Raw genomic sequence first — 20,584 nt, 5'->3', positions numbered from 1 at the left:
GCGAGAGGCTGGCCTCTCGCTGCTACAACCGCGACAGACGCTCCGTCAGCAGGCGGAAGAAGCCATCCGCATCGACGTCCCCGATGAAGAGCGCGTTGGCCGCCCGGTCGGTCACGCCCCACCAATCGGCGACGCTCATGCCGCGGGTGAGGGGCGAGTCCACCTCGATCTCGACATTGACCTCGCGCCCGGTGAAGAGATCGGGGCGCAACAGCCAGGCGATTACAAGCGGGTCGTGCAGCGGTGCCCCCTCGGAGCCGTACTTGGCCTTGTCGAACCGTTCGAAGAAGCCGGTCCAGCCCGCCACGACCTCGCCCACGCGGCCCGCTTCGCGGAAGGCGGCATTGCGGGCACGCGTGGTCAGCGCCCTGTGCGTGACGTCGAGTGGCAGGACGGTGATCGGCGCGCCGCAGGCGAAGACGGCGCGCGCGGCTTCGGGATCGACATAGATGTTGAACTCGGCGGCGGGGGTGATGTTGCCGACCTCGAAATAGGCGCCGCCCATCAGGACGATCCGTTCGATCCGCCCGGCGATGTCGGGTGCGCGTTCGAGCGCGGTCGCGATGTTGGTGAGCGGGCCGAGGGGGCAGAGCGTGACTGTCCCGGCCGCCTCCCGGCGCAGCGTCTCGACGATGAATTCGACCGCATGTCCTTCGGCGAGCGGCATCGTCGGGTCCGGCAGATCAGCGCCGTCGAGGCCGGTCTTGCCGTGGACATGCTCGGCCGTCACCAGATCGCGCGCCATCGGTCGGTCGCAGCCGGCATGTACCGGCAGATCGGTCCGCCCGGCGAGTTCGCAGACGATGCGCGCGTTCCGGGCGGTCAGTTCCAGCGGAACGTTCCCCGCCACGGCGGTGAGGCCCAGAACCTCGAGTTCCGGGGAGGCGAGCGCGAGGAGGATGGCGACCGCGTCGTCCTGCCCCGGGTCGGTGTCAATGATGATCTTCCTGGCCATGGCCGAGGAAGACCGTCCGATGTCGGGAATGTCCAGCCCCGCCCGGCGCGGGTCCGCGCGGGGCTGGAGGATGGCTCAGCTACCGGCGTCGAAATCCACTTCCTCGACGAGCTTCAGCGCCTCGGCCCGGTGGCTCGCGATGTCGGTGAGCGGCGTGTCGTCGGGGTCCAGCTCGCCCCAGCTCTGCACCAGTTCCGAAGGCTCCGCCTCGGGCGCGACGGGATATTCGTTCACGACCTCGGCGTAGATCATCTGCGCTTCGGGCGAGGTGAGGTATTCCATGAACTCGAGCGCGACCTCGCGGTTCGGCGCGCCTTTCGTCATCGCCACGCCGGAGACGTTAACATGCGTCCCGCTGCCGTCCTCGAAGGTCGGGAAAGCGATCCGGACCGCATTGGCCCAGGCCTCCTGTTCCGGATCCTGCAGCATCGCGCCCATGTAATAGGTGTTGCCGATCGAGATGTCGCATTCGCCGGCCCAGATCGACTTCACCTGCGCCCGGTCGTTGCCCTCCGGCGCCTTGGCGAGGTTGGATTTGACGCCTTCCAGCCAGTCGCGCGTGGCCTCGACCCCGTCGTGCTCGATCAGCGCGGAAATCAGGCCGATCGTGTAGTCGTGCGTCCCCGACCGGGTACAGATGCGGCCCTGCCATTTCGGGTCGGCGAGGTCTTCGTAAGTCGTGACCTCGCCGTCGGCGACACGCTCCTTGCTGGCATAGACGATGCGGGCGCGGGTCGTGACGCCGTACCAGTGGCCGTCGGCATCGCGCATGGCCTCCGGCACGTGTTGCGTCAGGTATTCGCTCTCGACGGCTTGCGTCACGCCGGCGGCCTTGGCCTCCGACAGGCGGGAGATGTCGACGGTGAAGATGAGGTCGGCCGGCGAGCGTTCGCCCTCGGCCACCAGGCGTTCCGTGATGCCTTGGTCGATATAGACGACGTTGGCCGTGTGGCCGCTCGCCGCCTCGAACCCGTCGACGAGCGGCTGAATCAGCTCGGGCTGACGGTAGGAATAGACATTGACTTCGCCGGCCAGCACCGGGGCGGCGCAGGCGATCGCGGTGCCGGACAATATTAGCGCACGTAGCGGCATGAAGACCTCCTTGTTCGGTTCGTCCGACCTATTCCCGACCGAAGCAGTCAGGTCAATCCCGATTCTTTTGATCGGCTTTTTCCCGGTTCTTTGCCGCATCCCAGAGGGCATCCATCTCCGCAAGGTCGGACTCCGACGGCGATCGGCCGCGTTCGGCCAGCGCGTCCTCGATGAACTCGAACCGGCGGGTGAACTTGGCGTTGGCGGCCCTGAGGGCGCCTTCGGGATCGACGCCCAGGTGGCGGGCGAGGTTCGCCACGACGAAGAGAAGGTCGCCAATCTCCTCGGTCACCGCCTCGGGCGTCAGCCGGTCGCGTGCTTCGACAAGCTCCGCCGCCTCCTCCTGAAGCTTGGCCAGCACCGCATCCGTAGCCGGCCAGTCGAAGCCCACGCGCGCGGCACGGTTCTGCAGCTTCACGGCCCGAAGCAGCGCGGGCATGCCGAGTGCCACGCCGTCGAGGGTCCGGCCCGCCCGCTCCCGCGCCTTGACCGCTTCCCAATCCGCGACCTGATCCGCGGCCGACTTGTCGCGCGAGGCATCGCCCCAGATATGCGGGTGCCGATCCACCATCTTCTGCGCCACGCGCTCCGCCACGGACTGAAAGTCGAAGCGCCCCGCCTCGGCACCCATCCGCGCGTGGTAGACGACCTGAAGCAGGAGATCGCCCAGCTCGCCCTCGAGCTCGTCCCAGGCCTCGCGCTCGATCGCGTCGGCGACCTCGTAGGCCTCCTCGATCGTGTAGGGCGCGATGGAGGCGAAGTCCTGCTCGATGTCCCAAGGGCAGCCGCGTTCGGGGTCGCGCAGCCGGTCCATGATCGCCAGCAGGCGGGGCAGTCCCCCGCCGGGCTCGGTGCAGATGCGGTCGCGTTCCGTCTCGTCGGCCATTCACATTCCCCTTTCGCGGGTGTTCTCTACCGGTGCCCCAGAAGGAGAGAAAGCCATGCCCGTCCTCAATTCCATTGCCGCGATGGCGCCCGAGATGACGGAATGGCGGCGCTGGCTGCACCGGAACCCGGAATTGCTCTTCGACCTGCCGAAGACCTCGCGCTTCGTCGCCGACAAACTGCGCGCCTTCGGAGTGGACGAGGTCCACGAGGGCATCGCCACTTCCGGCATCGTGGCGATCATCGAAGGGCAGGGGGACGGCCCGACCATCGGGCTGCGGGCCGACATGGATGCGCTGCCGATCCGGGAGACCTCCGGCGTGGAGCATGCAAGCGAGACCGACGGGAAGATGCATGCCTGCGGACATGACGGGCACACGACGATGCTGCTCGGCGCGGCGAAGTACCTGGCCGAGACGCGCAACTTCCGCGGCCGCGTCGCGCTGATCTTCCAGCCGGCGGAGGAAGGCGGCGGCGGGGGCGAGGTCATGGTGCAGGACGGGGTGATGGACCGCTTCGGCATCACCCAGGTCTACGGCATCCACAACACGCCGAACTTCGAGGAGGGCGCGTTCTTCACCGCGCCGGGGCCGCTGATGGCCGCGGTCGACACGTTCCATATCGACATCACCGGCAAGGGCGGCCATGGGGCGATGCCGCACGACACACGCGATCCGATCACCGCGGCGCTGGGCATCGGCCAGGCGATCCAGACCGTCGTCAGCCGCAACCATCGCGCCATCGACGACCTCGTCGTGTCGATCACGCAGATCCACACCGGGTCCGCCGACAACATCATCCCCGGCACCGCCTTCATGGGCGGAACGGTCCGCACCTTCGATCCAACGGTACAGGACATGGTGGAACGACGCCTTGGGGAAATCGTCGCAGGGCAGGCGGCGGCCTACGGGGTCGAGGCGACCTGCCGCTACGAGCGGGGCTATCCGGCCACGGTCAACGATGCCGACAAGGCCCGCTTCGCCGCCGAGGTCGCGGCCGGCGTGGTCGGCACGGACCACGTGTCGGCGGACGCCGACCGCGAGATGGGGGCGGAAGATTTCAGCTATATGCTGAACGCGCGGCCCGGCGCCTACCTGTTCCTCGGCACCGGGCCGGGACCGGTGCTCCACCACGCCGATTACGATTTCAACGATCGCGTCGCCCCCATCGGCGCCAGTTTCTTCGCGCGCATGGTCGAGACCGCGCAGCCGCTCTGACGCGGCCCGTGAAAAGGAACAGATGACGGCCCGCGGTCGTTCAGCCGGACATTTTCGAGAGGGAAGGGCCCGGCCATGACCAGCATCGTTGCGAACGACGGCACGAAACTGCACGTGAAGGATTGGGGGACCGGGCGACCTGTCGTCCTCGTCCACGGCTGGCCGCTCAACGCCGACAGCTGGGAGTATCAGGCCCGCCCGATCGCCGAGGCCGGCTACCGCGTCGTCGCCTACGACAGGCGCGGGTTCGGTCGCTCCGACCAGCCGTTCCAAGGCTACGATTACGACACGCTGGCCGACGATCTGAAGGCGGTGATGGAGGGCCTGGCGCTGAACGACGCGGCGCTGTTCGGGTTCTCGATGGGCGGCGGCGAGGTGGCGCGCTACATGAGCCGCCATTCCGGCGCGGGGGTGCGGCAGGCCGGGCTCATCTCTTCCGTCGCGCCCTACATGTTCAAGGCGCCGGACAATCCTGATGGCGTCGACGCCTCGGTCTTTCAGAAAATGAAGGATGGGATCAAGGCCGACCGCCCGGGCTTCCTGCAGGACTTCTTCAAGCAGTTCTACGGCACCGGCCTGTTGTCGCATCCCGTCTCCGACGGCATCCTGCACTGGTCCTGGGCGATGGCGATGATGGCGAGCCCGAAGGCCACGCTCGATTGCATCGACGCTTTCGGGAAGACCGACTTCCGGCCAGACATGGCCGCCTTCACGATGCCCACGCTGGTCGTGCACGGCACCGGCGACGCGACCGTGCCGATCGACACGTCTGGCCGGGCGGCGGCCAAGGCCATCGCGCAGGCGGAGCTGAAGGAATACGACGGCGCGCCGCACGGCCTGACGATCACGAACGCGGAGCAACTCACGCAGGACATGCTGGCCTTCCTGAACGATTGAAGTCCGTTCCGCGCCTGAGCCCGGATGCCGCGTTTGCGCTTCCGCCGCCCGTGCTAGCTTCGCCTCCATGACACCGATTCTCTACTGGATGCGCCGCGACCTGCGGCTGACCGACAATCCTGCCCTGACACAGGCCGCCGAGACCGGGCGACCTGTCATTCCCGTCTTCATTCACGACGAGGTGGTCGCGGATTGGGGCGCGGCACCCTTCTGGCGCATCGGCCTCGGACTCGAGGCGATGGCCGGACGGCTGGAGGAGATCGGGGCGCGACTGATCCTGCGTCGCGGGCGCGCACTGGACGTGCTGCGCGACTTGATCGAGGAAACCGGGGCGGACACCATCTGTTGGAACCGCCTCTACGTCGCCGACGAGCGCGCACGGGATACGGAGATCAAGGCCGCGCTCGAGGCGGACGGGATCGCGGCGCTGTCGCATCAGGCGCACGTCCTGTTCGAGCCTTGGACCGTGGAGACCAAGACCGGCGGCTACTACAAGGTCTACACCCCCTACTGGAAGAACGTCCGAGACCGGACGCTCGCGCCACCGCTCGCGCCGGTCGAGATCCTGACGGCGCCAGAGACCTGGCCCGCTTCGGACGACCTGTCGGACTGGGACATGGGCGCCGCGATGAACCGGGGCGCGGCGATCGTCGCCAAGCATGTTCATGTTGGCGAGCTGGCCGCGCGGGACAGGCTCGTCACCTTCGTCGAGGAGAAGATGGGCCGCTACGTCGCCGGACGCGACGACCTCGCCGTCGACGGCACGAGCGGGCTGTCGGAGAACCTGACCTACGGCGAGATCAGCGCACGGGAATGCTGGTTCGCCGGTCAGAAGGCGCTGCACGAGGGCGAGGGGCAGGCCGAGACCTTCCTGCAGGAACTGGCCTGGCGCGACTTCGCCCATCACCTTGCCTATCACACGCCCCAACTGACGAAATCGAACTGGCGGCCGGAATTCGACGCGTTCCCGTGGGAATGGGAGACGGAGAAGGTCGAGGCCTGGCGGCGCGGCGTCACCGGGGTGGAGGTCGTGGATGCGGCGATGCGCGAACTCTTCGTGACCGGGCGCATGCACAACCGCGCGCGCATGATCACAGGGTCCTACCTGACGAAACATCTGATGACGCATTGGCGGCTGGGCTGCGACTGGTTCGCAGACACGCTGATCGACTGGGACCCGGCCTCGAACGCGCTGGGCTGGCAATGGGTCGCGGGGTCCGGCCCGGATGCGAGCCCGTTCTTCCGTATCTTCAATCCCGAGACGCAGGCCCAGAAGTTCGACCGCCGTCGCCGCTACCGTGACCGGTGGTTGAAGACCGAGGACTTCCATGCCGCCATTCCTCGGAGCTGGAACATGTCCCCGGACGACCCCTATCCCGACACGCCGATCGTCGGTCTGGGCGAGGGGCGCGAGCGGGCGCTCGAGGCCTACAGGTCACGCGACGCGGCCTGAACGCGAGCCCCCAAGCGTTCGGGACTTGCCGGATCGCACGAGCAGTGATGTTGTGCCGCCAGCATATGGGGGACATATGGACGCCTTGGCCACGACCGACGGCCAGCCGAACCTGCCGCGCTACTTCCGGCGGGCCTTCAGGATGGCGCAGGCCGCCCGGTCCGGCCGGATCGACGTCGTCCTGCCCGACGGGCGGCGCTTCCGGCACGCCGGAGATGCACCGGGCCCGTCCGCCGAGATCCGCCTGCACCGGGACGACGTGTTCGTCCGTCTCGTGCGCGAGGGCGACAACGGTTTCATGGAAAGCTACATGGACGGCTCTTGGACGACGCCCGATCTGCAAGCCGTCTTCGATTACATCAACAAGGAGGGGGACGTGCTGATCCGGCAATTCCCCGGCCTCCGGCTCTTCCACGCGTTCGAGAAGGTGCGCCACTGGTTCCACCGCAACACGAAGGGGCAGGCGCGGCGCAACATCTCCCGGCACTACGACCTCGGCAACGCGTTCTACGCGACATGGCTCGACGGGACGATGACCTATTCCTCGGCCATCTTCGAGACCGGGCAGGAAAGCCTCGATGCGGCGCAGACCGCGAAGTACCGGTCCATCGTCGATCGCATGGGCGTGCGCGCCGGGGATCATGTGCTCGAGATCGGCTGCGGCTGGGGCGGGTTCGCGGAATACGCGGCCGGCGAGCGTGGCCTGCGCGTCACCGGGCTGACGCTCAGCCGCGAACAGTTGAAATACGCGGAGGAACGCATCGCGCGGGCGGGCCTCGCCGATCGCGTGACCTTCAAGCTGCAGGATTACCGCGACGAGGAGGGCAGCTACGACGGGATCGCCTCCATCGAGATGTTCGAGGCCGTGGGCCGCGCCTACTGGCCGGTCTATTTCGACGTCCTGCGCGAACGGTTGCGCCCCGGTGGGGCGGCGGCGTTGCAGATCATCACCGTGCCCGACGAACGCTGGGCGATCTACACGCGCTCGGTGGACTTCATCCAGAAGTACATCTTCCCCGGCGGCATGCTGCCCGCGCCGATGAAGCTGACCGAAGAAGTCGCGCGGGCGGGATTGCAGGAGGGCGGCTCGATCAGCCTGGCGCGGAGCTATTCGATTACGCTGCGCCGGTGGTACGAGACCTTCAATGCGAGCTGGGACGAGATCGCCGCTCAGGGCTTCGACGAGCGCTTCCGCCGGATGTGGAACCTTTACCTCGCGGGCTGCGCGGGGGCGTTCGAATACGGCATGTGCGACGTCATCCAGATGACCGTGCGAAGACCTGCCTGATGCCGGCGCCGGCTAAGGTCGTCGCGAATCCGACCGGGTGGAGCGTCTTGCCGGACGAGGCGTGGGCCGTCTTCCTTTCTAGGGTGCCTGCCGTAGCGATTGTCCTGTCGGTTCGCGGCTTCCTTCCGCATTCCCTTGGCCCGACGATCATGGATTCGCTGAAGTGGGCATATGCCGAGCTCGGACGGGCATTTTCGGCATGCAGGAACCCATTTTGGCGGGGCATAGTGGCGATCTCTGGATTGCCGATGCCGGGCATTTTCTTCAACCGTGACGCGGTCGTCGGGGTGGGGCCTGCCGGGCGGGTGATGCGGTGAGCCGGTACTTTCTGTTCGGAACGCTGATGCACGACGCGCTTCTGACCGACGTCGTCGGTCGCGTCGTGGCGTGTGAGCCGGGCACGCTCGCGGGATGGCATGTCGAGCGCGCGGCGGCCGGAGACTGGCCCGTCCTCGTGCAGGGGGGACAGGCGGTGGGCCGTCTGACCGAGCCGCTGGACGCGGAGGCGCGGACCCGGCTCGACTGGTACGAGAGCGCGTTCGGATACCTGCCCGAAGCGGTCGAGGTCGCGGGGCCCGACGGTCCGGCTCCGGCGCTCGTCTACCGCGCGCCGGGTGGTGGCGGGTCCGGCGAGGGGTGGTCGCTTGCGGACTGGGTCGCGGCGCACGGCGCACGGACCCGGCTTGCCGCCGCGGAGGTGATGCGGGGCCTCGGCGTCGTGCGGGCCGACGAGATCGCCGCCCGGCGCGGCATGATCCAGGCCCGCGCACAGGGGATCCTGACGGCACGGCACCACCGGCGGCGGGTCACGGTCGGGCAGGAGTTGACGGCCTCCGCCGTCGACGTGGCGGAGGTGCGCTATCCCTACGAGGGCTTCCACCGGGTCGAGGAATGGGTGATCGACCATCCCCGTTTCGACGGCACGCGGTCCGGCACGATCCGGCGTGCCATCAGCCACGTCACCGATGCCGTGACGGTGCTGCCCTACGATCCCGTCCGCGATCGCGTGCTTCTGGTCGAGCAGATCCGCATGGGCGCGCTGGCCAAGGGCGACCCGCTGCCATGGATGCTCGAGCCGGTGGCCGGGCTCATCGACGCGGGCGAGACGCCGGTGACCGCGGCGCTGCGCGAGATGGCGGAGGAGGCCGGGGTCGCGGCCGCGGCCGGGGACCTGCATTTCGTCGGACGGTACTACCCGAGTCCCGGCGGGCTGGCGCAGGTTCTGCATTCCTATGTCGCCCTCGCCGATCTGCCCGACGGGTCCGGCGGGCTGCACGGACTCGCCGCGGAGAGCGAGGATATCCGGGCGCATCTCGTGCCCGCGGATGACCTGATCGCGATGGTCGATACCGGCGAGGCGGCGAACGCGCCGCTGATCATCGCCGCCCTCTGGCTGGCGCTCAATCGGGATCGCCTGCGCAGTTGAAGCGGCATCGCGCGACGTCTAGATCGAGCGAACCAAGCCGGAGGCTCCAACGTGCAAATCTACGACAATCTCGCCGAAGTCATCGGCAACACGCCCCTGATCCGGCTCAACCGCATCTCCGAGGCCACGGGCTGCGAGATTCTGGGCAAGGCGGAGTTCCTCAATCCCGGCCAGTCGGTGAAGGACCGCGCCGCGCTTTACATCATCCGCGACGCGGTTGCCTCGGGTCGCCTGAAGCCCGGCGGCACGATCGTCGAGGGCACGGCCGGCAATACCGGGATCGGCCTGTCGCTCGTGGGCGCGTCGATGGGCTTCAAGTCGGTGATCGTCATTCCCGACAGCCAGAGCCGGGAGAAGAAGGACATGCTCCGCCTCGCCGGCGCCACGCTGGTCGAGGTGCCGCCCGCGCCCTACAAGAACCCGAACAATTATGTCCGCTATGCCCGCAGGCTGGCCGAGAGGCTCGCCGAGACGGAGCCGAACGGCGCGATCTTCGCCGACCAGTTCGACAACACCGCGAACCGGCAGGCGCATGTCGATGGGACGGCGCCCGAGATCTGGGCGCAGACTGAGGGGCGGGTCGACGGATTCATCTGCGCGGCCGGCACGGGCGGAACCGTCTCTGGCGTCGCCGCCGCGCTGCAGCCGAAGGGCGTGAAGGTCGGGCTCGCCGACCCGATGGCTTCGGCGCTCTACGAGTTCTATGCCCATGGTGAGCTCCGCTCCGAAGGCAACTCGATCAGCGAGGGGATCGGGCAGGGGCGCGTCACCGGCAACCTCGAGGGCTTCGAGCCGGACTTCGTCTGTCAGGTTACCGACGAGGAGAGCCTGCCACTGATCTTCGACCTTCTGGAGCATGAGGGCCTGTGCATGGGCGGGTCCACGGCGATCAACATGGGTGGCGCGGTGAAGATGGCCGAACACATGGGACCGGGCCACACGATCGTGACGATCCTTTGCGATTACGGCTCGCGCTACCAGTCCAAGCTCTGGAACCCGGCCTTCCTGCGCGAGAAGGGTCTGCCGATCCCGAACTGGCTGGACGGGTCGGACCGCGAGGTGCCGTCGGTCTTCGAATGAGGCTGCTGCTCGTCCTGCTGGCGGCGCTGTCGCTCGCACTGGTCACCCCGCTCCGCGCGCAGGAACCGAGCCTCGATTCAGAGGCCTATGCGTCCTGGGTAGAAGCCCGCGATCGTGCCGACGAGATCGCGAACGTCCCCGATGCCTCGATCGGCACCCTGAGCGCGCTGCGCGAGACGCTCGTCGAGTGGCGCAACCGGTTCGAGGCGGAGCTCGACGTGAATGCCGGCCGCATCTCGACGCTGCGCGCCCAGATCGAGACGCTCGGACCCGCACCGGAAGAGGGCGCGAGCGAGCCCGCCGGCATCGCCGCCGAGCGCGCCGAGCTCGATGGGCGGCTCGAGGTGCTGCTTGCCCCGGTGCAGGAGGCGCAGGCGGGCTTCACCGAGGCGTCCGGTCTCATCACCGAGACCGATCGCCGGATCGAGGCAGCGCGAGCGGCGGAGCTTCTGTCCAAGTCGCCGGTGCCGCTCAATCCCGCGAACTGGCTTCCCGCGGTCGAGGCGATGTCGGCCTGGACGCTGGCGCTGGGAGACGAGCTCGCCGCGCCGTTCGTCACGCCGGAGGCGCGTGCGGTCTGGATGGCCCGCGGAGCGGAGCTGGGGGCGATGTTCTTCGTCGCGGTGATCCTGCTGTGGCGCTCCGGCGTCTGGCTCGGCCATCTCCGCGCGCGGTTCGCCACGACCGAGGCCGAGAGCGCGACGACGCGCATCCTCCTCCTTGCCATTTCGCTGGCACGGGTGGTCCTGCCGGTGATTGGCCTCGTCGTCGTGATGCAGATGCTGAAGATGATGGGGGCGCGGGGGGAACGTGTCGGCGTAGCCGGGACGCTGATCCCGGCGATGGGGCTGATCATCCTGCTGTCGCGCTGGCTCGCGCATCAGTCACTGCCGGCCCGGGCCGATCTCCCGACCTTCGTCCCGGTCGCACCGCCCCGCCGGGCGGAGGCGCGGCTGCATTTCCTGACGCTCGGGTTCCTGATGGCGCTGACGCTCGCGGGCGAGGTACTGGCACCGACCTCGGTCGACCCCGAGCTTGGCCGCTCGATCTCGCATTTCGCGTTGCTCGCCGTGGCCGGGTTCAACGTGTTTCGGCTCGGGCAGCTTCTGCTCTCGGAGGGCCGAAGCAGGCCGAACGAGGCTGCCGACGAGGAAACGCAGGAAGGTTTCTGGAGCCCGCTCCTGCGCAATGTCGGACGGGCCCTCATGGTCGTGGGCCTGCTGGCGCCGGCGGTCGCGGCATTCGGCTACATCAACCTCGGCCTCGCGATCCTCTGGCCGTCGGTGATCTCGCTCGCCCTCGTGCTGCTCATCGGCACGCTGCAGAACTTCGTCTTCGACGCCTTTGCCGCGATCCGCCGGCGGCCCGACGCGGGGCGGGACCAGCTTCTGCCGACGCTGATCGGCTTCGCGCTCTGGCTCGCTTCGCTGCCGGCCTTCGCGCTGATCTGGGGCGTGCGGTTGTCCACGCTGGGCGAATGGTGGGCCACGTTCCTCCGAGGCTTCTCCCTCGGCGATACGCGGATCTCGCCGACGAACTTCCTCACCTTCGCCCTGATCTTCGTACTGGGCTACCTGATCGTGGGCCTCGTGAAGAACGTGCTGCGGACCTCCGTCCTGCCGAAGACGCAGCTCGACGTGGGCGGGACCAACGCCATCCTTTCAGGAACGAGCTATGTCGGCATCACGCTTGCCGCGCTAATCGGTTTCGCCGCCGCCGGGATCGACCTCTCGGCCCTCGCCTTCGTCGCCGGCGCGCTGTCCATCGGGATCGGTTTCGGTCTGCAGACGATCGTGCAGAACTTCGTCTCGGGGATCATCCTGCTCATCGAGCGTCCGATCAAGATCGGCGACTGGGTTCAGGCCGGGGCGACGGAAGGCTTTGTGCGCGAGATTTCCGTCCGCTCGACCCGGATCGAGACCTTTGATCGGCAGGACGTGATCGTTCCGAATGCCGACCTGATCGCGGGCGTGGTGACGAACTATACCCTGAACAACGCCTCCGGCCGGGTCGTGTTGCATGTCGGCGTGGCCTACGGAACGGACACGGAATGGGTGCAATCGGTGCTGCAGGAGGTGGCCGAGTCGCATCCGATGGTCATCCTGAACCCGCCGCCGCTCATCACCTTCGACGCGTTCGGCGCCGACAGCCTGAACTTCACCATCCGCGTCGTCGTCCGCGACATCCTCTTCAAGCCGATCGTCACCTCCGAGCTCAACCACGCCATCGCCGCGCGTTTCCGGGCGGACGGCATAGAGATTCCCTTCGCGCAGCGCGACATCTGGCTGCGGAACCCGGAGGCGCTGCATTCGCGACCGACAGGAGATCAGACCGAATGACCGAACCGCTCTTCCGAGAGGATGCGTACCTGGCATCCGCCCCGGGTCGCGTCCGGCGCATCACGCCCGAGGGCGGCATCGTGCTGGACCGGACGATCTTCTATCCGAAGGGCGGCGGTCAGCCGGGCGACAGCGGGCGGCTCGAATGGGACGGCGGCGTCTGTACCATCGCCGGCACCGTGAAGGGCCCCGCCGATGATCCGGATGCGATCGTGCTCGTTCCGGACAGCGAGGGGGTCTTGCCCCCCGACGGCGCCGAGGTCGAGACCCGGCTCGACTGGGACCGGCGCCATCGGCACATGCGCATGCACACGGCGCTGCACCTGCTATCCGTCGTCGTGCCGCTGCCGGTGACGGGCGGGCAAATCGGTTCCGAGAAGTCGCGCCTCGATTTCGACATGCCCGAAGTGATCCACGACCGGAACTTCATTCAGGCGCGGCTGGGACAGCTTGTCGACGGTGACCATCCGATCGGGGTGGAGTGGATCGGCGAGGCCGAACTCGATGCCGATCCGGGACTGGTGAAGACGCTGTCCGTTCGCCCGCCCCGCGGGGCGGGACGCATCCGGCTGATCCGGATCGGAACCGGCAAGGCGGCCGTCGACCTGCAGCCTTGCGGCGGCACGCATGTCCGCGCCACCGCCGAGATCGGTCGCGTCATCGTCGGCAAGATCGAGAACAAGGGCAAGGCGAACCGTCGGATCGCGATCACCCTCGACGATTGACGGGATCTTCGTGATTTCGCAAATGTCGAGGTTCGCGATGCGGCAGATTGTCCGTTCGATGCGACTTACTGAAGATGCTTTACGCCGTCTTAACACGAGGCGGCAAAAGCTCCGCCTGTATCCGGTAACGAGGCGGCGCGTATGGCGAGGGGTTGGAAGGTGGCGCTTTCGGGGTGCCTCGTCGCGACGCTGTGCGGTGGGGCGATCTGGACCATCGAACATTTCGTTGACCGCGCCGTCATTCGCGAGGCTGCCCGGCGATCCACCGAATGGGCAGAATACGCCACGACCCGGCTTCCGCGGATCGCCGAACTCGCGCAGGGCGCGATGCCCACGGACGCCGAACAGCGGGTCATCGAGGAGATCGGCGATCTCGGTGGCATGGTCGACTACCGCGTTTTCAGTCCGGACGGACACCTGCAATTCGCGTCAACCGATCCATTCAGGCGCGCGGATCCCGGGACGCGGAACCCGGACGCGGCCCGCGTGGTCGCGACCCGGCAGCCTTTCACCGTCGTGGAGGCCGGTCAGGCCCGCCCCGAACGTCCCGACCTCTACAGCGAGACATACCTGCCGGTCCTCGACGGCTCGGGCAAAATCGTCGCGATCGCGCAGACCTATCTCGATCAGACGGAACATTCGGCGCAGGTTCGGGCGGATTATTGTCTGTTCGGCGTCGTCATCCTCGCGCTCTTGGCATCGGCGTTGATCTTGATGTCCGCCGCGGTCCGCGCGCTGCTTCGCAGTCTCCGATATCGGGACCAGGCGCTGAACACCGAACGAACCAGCGTCGAGACGGCGGATCGGGCCAAGGTGGATTTCCTGGCGACGATCGTTCACGAGTTGAGAACACCGATGAACGGGATTGTGGGGGCCGTGCAGCTTCTGGACATGGCGAATGCCAGCGACGCGGACGTCGAACTGCTCGATATTCTGCGAACCAGCGCGGACACGCAGATGTCCCTCATCGAAGAGCTCACGACCTTCAGCGAGCTCGATGCCGGTGTGTTCCGATTGCGCCCGGAACCGGTTGCGTTCGCATCCTTCCTTCGGTCTGCCGTCGGAATGGGCGCGCTCGCCGCGGCCGACAAGGGCCTCGCCTTCGACGTCACGATGGCCGAGGACGACACGATGATGATCGTCGATCCGCGCCGGATGCGGCAGGTGGTCTCGAACCTCGTGGGGAACGCGGTCAAGTTCACCGAGGCGGGCGGCGTCTACGTCAAGGCCGGGCTCCAACGTCTCGGGGATGGGCGGGGATCGCTCCGGCTTGAGGTGACCGATACCGGTCCGGGTATCCCGGCGGATCAGCACGCACGCATTTTCGGTCGGTTCACGCAGCTCGAAGGCCCGGCCGGCGGAACGGCGAGCGGCATCGGTCTTGGTCTCGCGATCGTGGACGCGATCGTCGACGCCATGGGGGGGCAGGTCGCGGTGCAGAGCGTCCCGCGGAACGGCTCGACCTTTACCGTGACGGTGCCCGTCGTGGTGCAGGCGGCGGACGGCTTGCCGGACGCAAAGGAAGCCGTCTGACGTTGCCTGCGATGTCGTGGCATGCCCGCCTGACGACTACTGACTTCAAACCCTGTTCCGGGCCACCTATTCAGCCAGGGCTCGACTGCATTCAGAGCCGTCCTGTCCGGCCTGACCCGAGGAACGTCGCAATCGGATCTGCCTTGGCTCAAGGACGTTCCGCGCATCCTTTCCCGCACGCGGATCCTGCCTTCATCGAGGCTAGGTGACCCTCCGGAGCGGGGGCTCGGGGCACTTGCCGGCGTCATGTTTTGCGGATCGAGGCCGGCCCGCGGCTTTCCTCCGGCGGTCGGCCGGTTCGTCCATCTTTTCGGCCGGAGATTCACGTTTCATTTCCACATCTATGGAAAAGGTCCCCACGAAATTCCGAGGACCCGGTCATGCCCGAGACAAACACGATATCTCCCACGACGATCTCCATACCGGCCGACCTCTCCGTCTCCAAAGCTGCCGAAATGCACGCGCAACTCGTTGCAGCTCTGGACGCGGCCGAGCCGGCCAGCCGGGTCGAGGTCGAGCTCGATGACGGCGTGCCGACGCCGCTCGCCCTCCAACTCGTCGTCAGCACCACGCGCAGCTTCCCGACGGGCTGCCTCGGCCTCGGCCCGCGCGCCGCTGCCGCCCTCACTTCCCTCGAAACGCCTGAAGAGGACTGAACCATGTCGAAGACCATCCTGAGCGTCGACGATTCCAAGAGCATCCGCGACATGATCGGATTCACGATGACGCCGCGGGGCTACAACGTCATCGGTGCCGAGGACGGCGTGGAAGGCCTGTCGGCCCTCGCCTCGAACGACGTCAACCTCGTCGTCTGCGACCTGAACATGCCGAACATGAACGGGATCGAGATGATCCGGAAGGTGCGGGAGAACAGCGCGTATCACGGCCTCCCCATCGTGATGCTGACGACCGAGGCCCAGAAGGAGAAGATGAAGGAAGCGAAGGATGCCGGCGCGACCGGCTGGATCGTGAAGCCGTTCGACGAGGACAAGCTCGTCTCCGTCGTCTCCAAGCTGATCGGGTGATGCTGTGACCAGTCCGGCCGATTCCTTCATTCAGGAAGCCACCGACATTCTGGAAGGTCTCGAGGCGATACTGCTCGAACTCGAGGCCGAACCGGATTCCGCATCGACGGTAGACGCCGTTTTCCGCGCCTTGCACACCCTCAAGGGGTCGGGCGCGATGTTCGGCTTCGACGCGCTCGCGCGGTTCACCCACCATTTCGAGAATGCCTACGACCAGATCCGCGAGGGCCAGGCGCAGGTCACGCCCGAACTGATCCAGCTCTCGCTGGCGTCGCGCGATCATATCGAACGGATGATCGCCGCCGGTCCGGGCGCCGAGGACGACCCGGCCTCGGCCGCGCTCGTGACGGAGATCGAGAAGCTGGCGGGCGACGCGTCGCCTGCCGACGCGAGCGATCCCGTGGTTCAGAAGACGTCGCAGCAGCGCTTCGTCATCCGGCTCGTCCCCGATGCGCTCGCCCTGCGCAACGGAACTCGCCTCGACCTCCTTCTCGACGAATTGTGCGAACTGGGCGATGCCGTCGTGACCTGCCACGACGACCGGGTGCCCTCGCTTCGCGAGATAGACCCGACAGTCTGCCACCTGTGGTGGACGATAGAACTGGACACGTCGAAGGGACGCGACGCGATCGACGAGGTGTTCATCTTCGCCAGCGATTGCGAGATCGAGATCGAAGACTCGACGTCGGATGCCGCCCCGCAAGTCACCCCGGTACAGGAGGCCCCGGAGAAGAAGGCCCCGCCCCAGACGAAGCCGGCAGCGAAGCAAGAGGATAAACCCGCCGCCCAGAAATCGGACTCGGTCCGGGTCCAGTCGCAACGCCTCGACGAACTGATGGACCAGCTCGGCGAGCTCGTCATCGCGCAGGCGCGTCTCAACCGCATCGCGGGCGATCTGGGCGACGCCGCGCTTGCCGGGACGGCTGAGGAAATCGAGAACCTGGTATCCGGACTGCGCGACTCCATCCTGTCGATCCGCATGCTGCCGATCGAGCCGGTCTTTACCAAGTTCCGGCGCGTCGTCCGCGATCTTTCGACCGAACTCGGGAAAGCCGTGACGCTCAAGGCGCGCGGCGGCGAGACCGAGGTCGACAAGAACGTCATCGACAGCCTGACCGAGCCGCTCGTCCACATCATCCGCAATTCGATCGATCACGGCATCGAGCTTCCGGAAGCGCGCCGTGCTGCCGGAAAACCCGAACAGGCCCGGGTCGATCTGCATGCGCGGCAATCGGGCGGCAAGGTCCTGATCTCGATCGCCGATGATGGAGCCGGGCTCGACGCCGAGGCGATCCGCGAGCGCGCCGTCGAGCGCGGCCTGATCGCGCCCGAGGCCGAATTGTCCGAAGAGCAGCTTTACGGCCTGATCTTCGAGCCGGGGTTCTCGACCGCGAAGACCTTGTCGAGCGTATCGGGGCGGGGCGTCGGGATGGACGCCGTGCGTCGTGTGATCGAGGATCTGCAGGGGACCGTCGAGGTGCGCTCGCAGAAGGGTGTCGGCACCGAGGTCACGCTTTGCCTGCCGCTGACGCTCGCCATCATCGACGGTCTTCTGGTCAAGGTCGGCGAAGAATCCTTCGTGGTGCCGCTGTCCTCCGTCGAGGAATGCGTCGAGCTGCCCCCGTCCGACGACGTGCGGGCGAGCGGACGGTCGATCCTGCGCATCCGCGACGAGCTCGTGCCGTTCCTGAGCCTCGACCGGCTCTTCGGTTTCGAGCGCTTGGACTCCGACGACCGCCGTGTCGTGATCACCAGCATCGAGGGACGCCGGATGGGCCTCGTCGTCGATCAGGTGATCGGTCAGTACCAGACCGTCATCAAGCCGCTGTCGATCTATCACCGGAACATCGAGGGTCTGGCCGGATCCACCATCCTCGGCGACGGATCGGTCGCCCTGATCCTCGACGCGGCCGCGGTCGTGCGGCGCGCGATCAGCACGCAACGGGTGGCGGCATGAGCGCGGAGGGACTTTCCATGGCCGATGACCGGCATGACAACGCAAGCGAGGAAATGATCCTCACCTTTACCCTCGACGGCGAGATTTTCGCGATCGCGGTGTCGCACGTCAACGAGATCCTCGATCCCCTCCCGGTGACGCAGGCGCCCTGCGCCGATCCGTTCGCGCCTGGCCTGATCAACGTGCGGGGCGCGATCGTCCCGCTCGTGGATCTGCGCCAGAGACTGGGCATGCCGCCGGTCGTCGTCGGGGAAAGCAGCCGGGTTCTGGTTCTCGACCTCACGGTCGGGGGCGAAGCCACCAAGGTCGCGATGCTGGCCGACGATGTCGACGATATTGCCGACATCTCTTCCGCGGAGCTCGAACCGGTGCCCGAACTCGGGGTGCGGTGGCCCGTCAGTCTCATCCGTGGCGTCACCAAGAAGGACGGCGTCCTCGTCATCGTGCTCGACGCCGAAGCTGCTTTCGCGCCGACGTCGTCACAGTCGCAAAAGAACTGAAAGGTTAGGTACCATGGGACTGAGCTTGAGGAACAAACTGATCGTGACGTTTGCGGTCTTGGTCACGCTGATCGGCGCGACGAGTTACATCGGCTTCAAAGAAGCCCGAGGGATCAACGATGATCTCCAAGCTATAACCGAGACTTACGCAGTGGTTCAGGAGCGCGCGGCTGAGCTCAAGTCCGAGACGGCCGAGGCCATGGCAATGATCCGGGGCTATCTTCTGGCGGAGAACACCGAGGAAGCCCAGCAATTCGCCGAAAGGGTCGATGAGCAACTCGCCAAGATGACTCTTTCCGACGAGGCACTCGAGGCGATACTTGCGCGCCCCGATCCCAACCTCGACGAGGTTCGGAGCATCATGGAAGAGTTCGACGTCGATTGGACCAGGTTCGTCGAAGTCGAGTCCACGATCAGGGATCTGGGTCTCACCAATTCGTTCAATCAGGGCCGGGATCTCAGCAATGACGCATTAAAGCCGGGTTATAGCGCCGTGCTGACCTCGCTCGATGCGCTGATCGAGCCTCTGCGCGATATTATCGCTGCCTCTGCGTCACCCGCCAGCGACGTTGTGGATCTGGAAGCGACGCTCGACGCCGGGATGGATAACGTCCGGGCGATACATGCGGCGCATTACCAGATGATCATCACCGACAGACCCGACGTCCGTGCAGAACAGGGCAATATAATCGAGGCGGAGGTCGAATTCTTCGACGACGCTCTCGCCCGGGCTTACACGATTGCCGGAACAAGCCGCTTTGCTCCCGCCGTTCAGGAGATCGATTCCGTGTGGCAGGCGTATCGCGAGGCCGCCGGAAACTTCGTAGCGATCGTAAGCGAGAGCACCAACCAGCGCGCCGCGACCCTGATGGAGAACGAACTCGAGCCGTTGTATCGTGCCATGGCCGCCGAGAGCGACGCGATGACGGCGGAGGCTGCCGATATCATGGCGCGTGCTGATGCGGAGGCAGACCAGACCTTCGCCAACGCGCGGCTGGCCCTGCTGATCGCCGGGGGTGTCGCAGTTCTTATCGGCATCACCGCGGCCATCTGGCTTTCCACGACGATCAGCCGGGGTTTGGGCCGGGCTGTCGAGGTGGCCAAAGAGGTCGCGCGTGGCAACCTCCATGTCGATGCAAAGACGAAGCGCCGGGACGAGATCGGAACGCTGCTGAACGCGATGGACGGCATGGTCGTCGATCTCAAGGCGATGAGCCATTCGGCCGAGCGTATTGCGAAGGGCGACCTTCGTGCCGACGTGACGCCGCGCTCGGAGGAGGACCGTCTGGGTCTGGCGCTGCGCGACATGACGCTGAAGCTGCGCGAGGTGATCTCGAACGCGAGCGCCAGCGCGGCGCATGTGGCCCAGGGGGCCTCGAGCATGTCGGCGACCGCCGAGCAGCTCTCCAGCGGCTCGACCCAGCAGGCCTCGGCGGCGCAGGAAGCCTCCGCCTCGATCGAGGAGATGACCGCCAACATCCGCCAGAACGCCGACAATGCCAGCCAGACCGAGAAGATCGCCAGCCAGTCCGCTGACGATGCCCGCAAGTCCGGGGATTCGGTCGCCAACGCGGTCCGCGCGATGAAGACCATCGCCGACAAGATCAACATCATCCAGGAGATCGCCCGCCAGACCGACCTGCTCGCACTCAATGCCGCGGTCGAGGCCGCCCGCGCCGGCAGCCACGGCAAGGGCTTCGCGGTCGTGGCCTCCGAGGTGCGCAAGCTTGCCGAGCGCTCCCAGCAGGCGGCGGCCGAGATCAGCCAGCTCTCGGCGGAGACGGTCGACGTCTCGGGCGAGGCCGGCCGGATGCTGGAGACGCTGGTGCCGAACATCCAGCGCACGGCCGATCTGGTGGCCGAGATCTCGGCCTCGACGCGGGAGCAGAACGTGGGCGCCGAGCAGATCAACCAGGCGATCCGCGAGCTCGATCAGGTGATCCAGCAGAACGCCAACACCGCCGAGACCGCGGCGGCGACGAGCCAGCAGCTGGCCAGCCAGTCGCAGCAACTCAGCGGCGTGATCTCCTACTTCGAGATCGAGGCCGCCGCGGCCAACGCGCCGGCCGCCCCCGCGAGGACGCCGCGGGTGGCCGCGGCCCACGCCAAGCCGAAGGCCGCCCCCGACCGCGACGACCGCGACGTCGAGGCCTTCGAACTCGACCTCTCCGACGACGTCTCCGACGCCGACTTCCAGCGCTACGCAGGGTGA

General features: G+C 66.9%; 17 protein-coding genes. 14 read left to right on the top strand and 3 right to left on the bottom strand.

Going from position 1 to position 20,584, the window contains the following annotated elements:
* Window positions 1-22: 22 nt before the first annotated feature.
* The 3 genes from Q1A87_RS02670 to mazG form a co-directional block, all read right to left on the bottom strand.
* Complete coding sequence (locus Q1A87_RS02670) at window positions 23-955, bottom strand: nucleoside hydrolase (protein WP_299646786.1); 933 nt, start codon at window positions 953-955, stop codon at window positions 23-25.
* A 75-nt stretch (window positions 956-1,030) separates the two neighbouring features.
* Window positions 1,031-2,047, bottom strand: a complete 1,017-nt coding sequence (locus Q1A87_RS02665; protein WP_299646785.1) for a Fe(3+) ABC transporter substrate-binding protein — start codon at window positions 2,045-2,047, stop codon at window positions 1,031-1,033.
* Window positions 2,048-2,099: 52 nt separating this feature from the next.
* Window positions 2,100-2,933, bottom strand: coding sequence for a nucleoside triphosphate pyrophosphohydrolase (gene mazG / locus Q1A87_RS02660; RefSeq protein ID WP_299646784.1), 834 nt, complete (start codon window positions 2,931-2,933; stop codon window positions 2,100-2,102).
* Between the two features lie 55 nt (window positions 2,934-2,988).
* Here mazG and Q1A87_RS02655 point away from each other — a divergent pair, with 55 nt between their 5' ends.
* From Q1A87_RS02655 to Q1A87_RS02590, 14 genes are all read left to right on the top strand, one after another.
* The gene (locus Q1A87_RS02655; RefSeq protein ID WP_299646783.1) at window positions 2,989-4,149 is read left to right on the top strand and encodes a M20 aminoacylase family protein; all 1,161 of its coding nucleotides are present in this window, start codon (window positions 2,989-2,991) and stop codon (window positions 4,147-4,149) included.
* A gap of 75 nt (window positions 4,150-4,224) precedes the next feature.
* Window positions 4,225-5,046 (top strand): alpha/beta hydrolase, encoded by an 822-nt coding sequence (locus Q1A87_RS02650; protein WP_299646782.1) that lies wholly within the window; start codon window positions 4,225-4,227, stop codon window positions 5,044-5,046.
* A gap of 67 nt (window positions 5,047-5,113) precedes the next feature.
* A complete protein-coding gene (locus Q1A87_RS02645; protein WP_299646781.1) occupies window positions 5,114-6,499 on the top strand; it encodes a deoxyribodipyrimidine photo-lyase in 1,386 nt (461 codons plus the stop codon).
* Between the two features lie 76 nt (window positions 6,500-6,575).
* A complete protein-coding gene (locus tag Q1A87_RS02640) occupies window positions 6,576-7,787 on the top strand; it encodes a cyclopropane-fatty-acyl-phospholipid synthase family protein (protein WP_299646780.1) in 1,212 nt (403 codons plus the stop codon).
* 313 nt (window positions 7,788-8,100) lie between these two features.
* Entirely contained in the window at window positions 8,101-9,213 is a 1,113-nt protein-coding gene (locus tag Q1A87_RS02635; RefSeq protein ID WP_299646779.1) for an NUDIX domain-containing protein, read from the top strand.
* Window positions 9,214-9,264: 51 nt separating this feature from the next.
* Entirely contained in the window at window positions 9,265-10,293 is a 1,029-nt protein-coding gene (locus tag Q1A87_RS02630; protein WP_299646778.1) for a cysteine synthase A, read from the top strand.
* Entirely contained in the window at window positions 10,290-12,632 is a 2,343-nt protein-coding gene (locus Q1A87_RS02625) for a DUF3772 domain-containing protein (protein WP_299646777.1), read from the top strand. Before Q1A87_RS02630 ends, Q1A87_RS02625 begins: the two co-directional genes overlap by 4 nt.
* Window positions 12,629-13,357, top strand: coding sequence for an alanyl-tRNA editing protein (locus Q1A87_RS02620; protein ID WP_299646776.1), 729 nt, complete (start codon window positions 12,629-12,631; stop codon window positions 13,355-13,357). Before Q1A87_RS02625 ends, Q1A87_RS02620 begins: the two co-directional genes overlap by 4 nt.
* A gap of 141 nt (window positions 13,358-13,498) precedes the next feature.
* On the top strand, window positions 13,499-14,890 hold the full coding sequence (locus tag Q1A87_RS02615) for a HAMP domain-containing sensor histidine kinase (protein ID WP_299646775.1): 1,392 nt from the start codon (window positions 13,499-13,501) through the stop codon (window positions 14,888-14,890).
* Between the two features lie 380 nt (window positions 14,891-15,270).
* Window positions 15,271-15,546 (top strand): hypothetical protein, encoded by a 276-nt coding sequence (locus tag Q1A87_RS02610; protein ID WP_299646774.1) that lies wholly within the window; start codon window positions 15,271-15,273, stop codon window positions 15,544-15,546.
* Window positions 15,547-15,549: 3 nt separating this feature from the next.
* Entirely contained in the window at window positions 15,550-15,915 is a 366-nt protein-coding gene (locus tag Q1A87_RS02605) for a response regulator (RefSeq protein ID WP_299646773.1), read from the top strand.
* A 4-nt stretch (window positions 15,916-15,919) separates the two neighbouring features.
* Window positions 15,920-17,872 carry a chemotaxis protein CheA gene (locus tag Q1A87_RS02600; RefSeq protein ID WP_299646772.1) on the top strand — a complete coding sequence of 651 codons (1,953 nt, stop codon included), beginning with the start codon at window positions 15,920-15,922 and terminating at the stop codon, window positions 17,870-17,872.
* A 17-nt stretch (window positions 17,873-17,889) separates the two neighbouring features.
* Window positions 17,890-18,372, top strand: coding sequence for a chemotaxis protein CheW (locus Q1A87_RS02595; RefSeq protein ID WP_299646771.1), 483 nt, complete (start codon window positions 17,890-17,892; stop codon window positions 18,370-18,372).
* A gap of 25 nt (window positions 18,373-18,397) precedes the next feature.
* Window positions 18,398-20,584 carry a methyl-accepting chemotaxis protein gene (locus Q1A87_RS02590; protein ID WP_299646769.1) on the top strand — a complete coding sequence of 729 codons (2,187 nt, stop codon included), beginning with the start codon at window positions 18,398-18,400 and terminating at the stop codon, window positions 20,582-20,584.

This window comes from uncultured Jannaschia sp. (assembly GCF_947494055.1).
GTDB lineage: Bacteria > Pseudomonadota > Alphaproteobacteria > Rhodobacterales > Rhodobacteraceae > Jannaschia.
The sequence above is the reverse complement of the archived record's forward strand: the minus strand, read 5'-3'. Positions and strand labels throughout refer to the sequence as shown.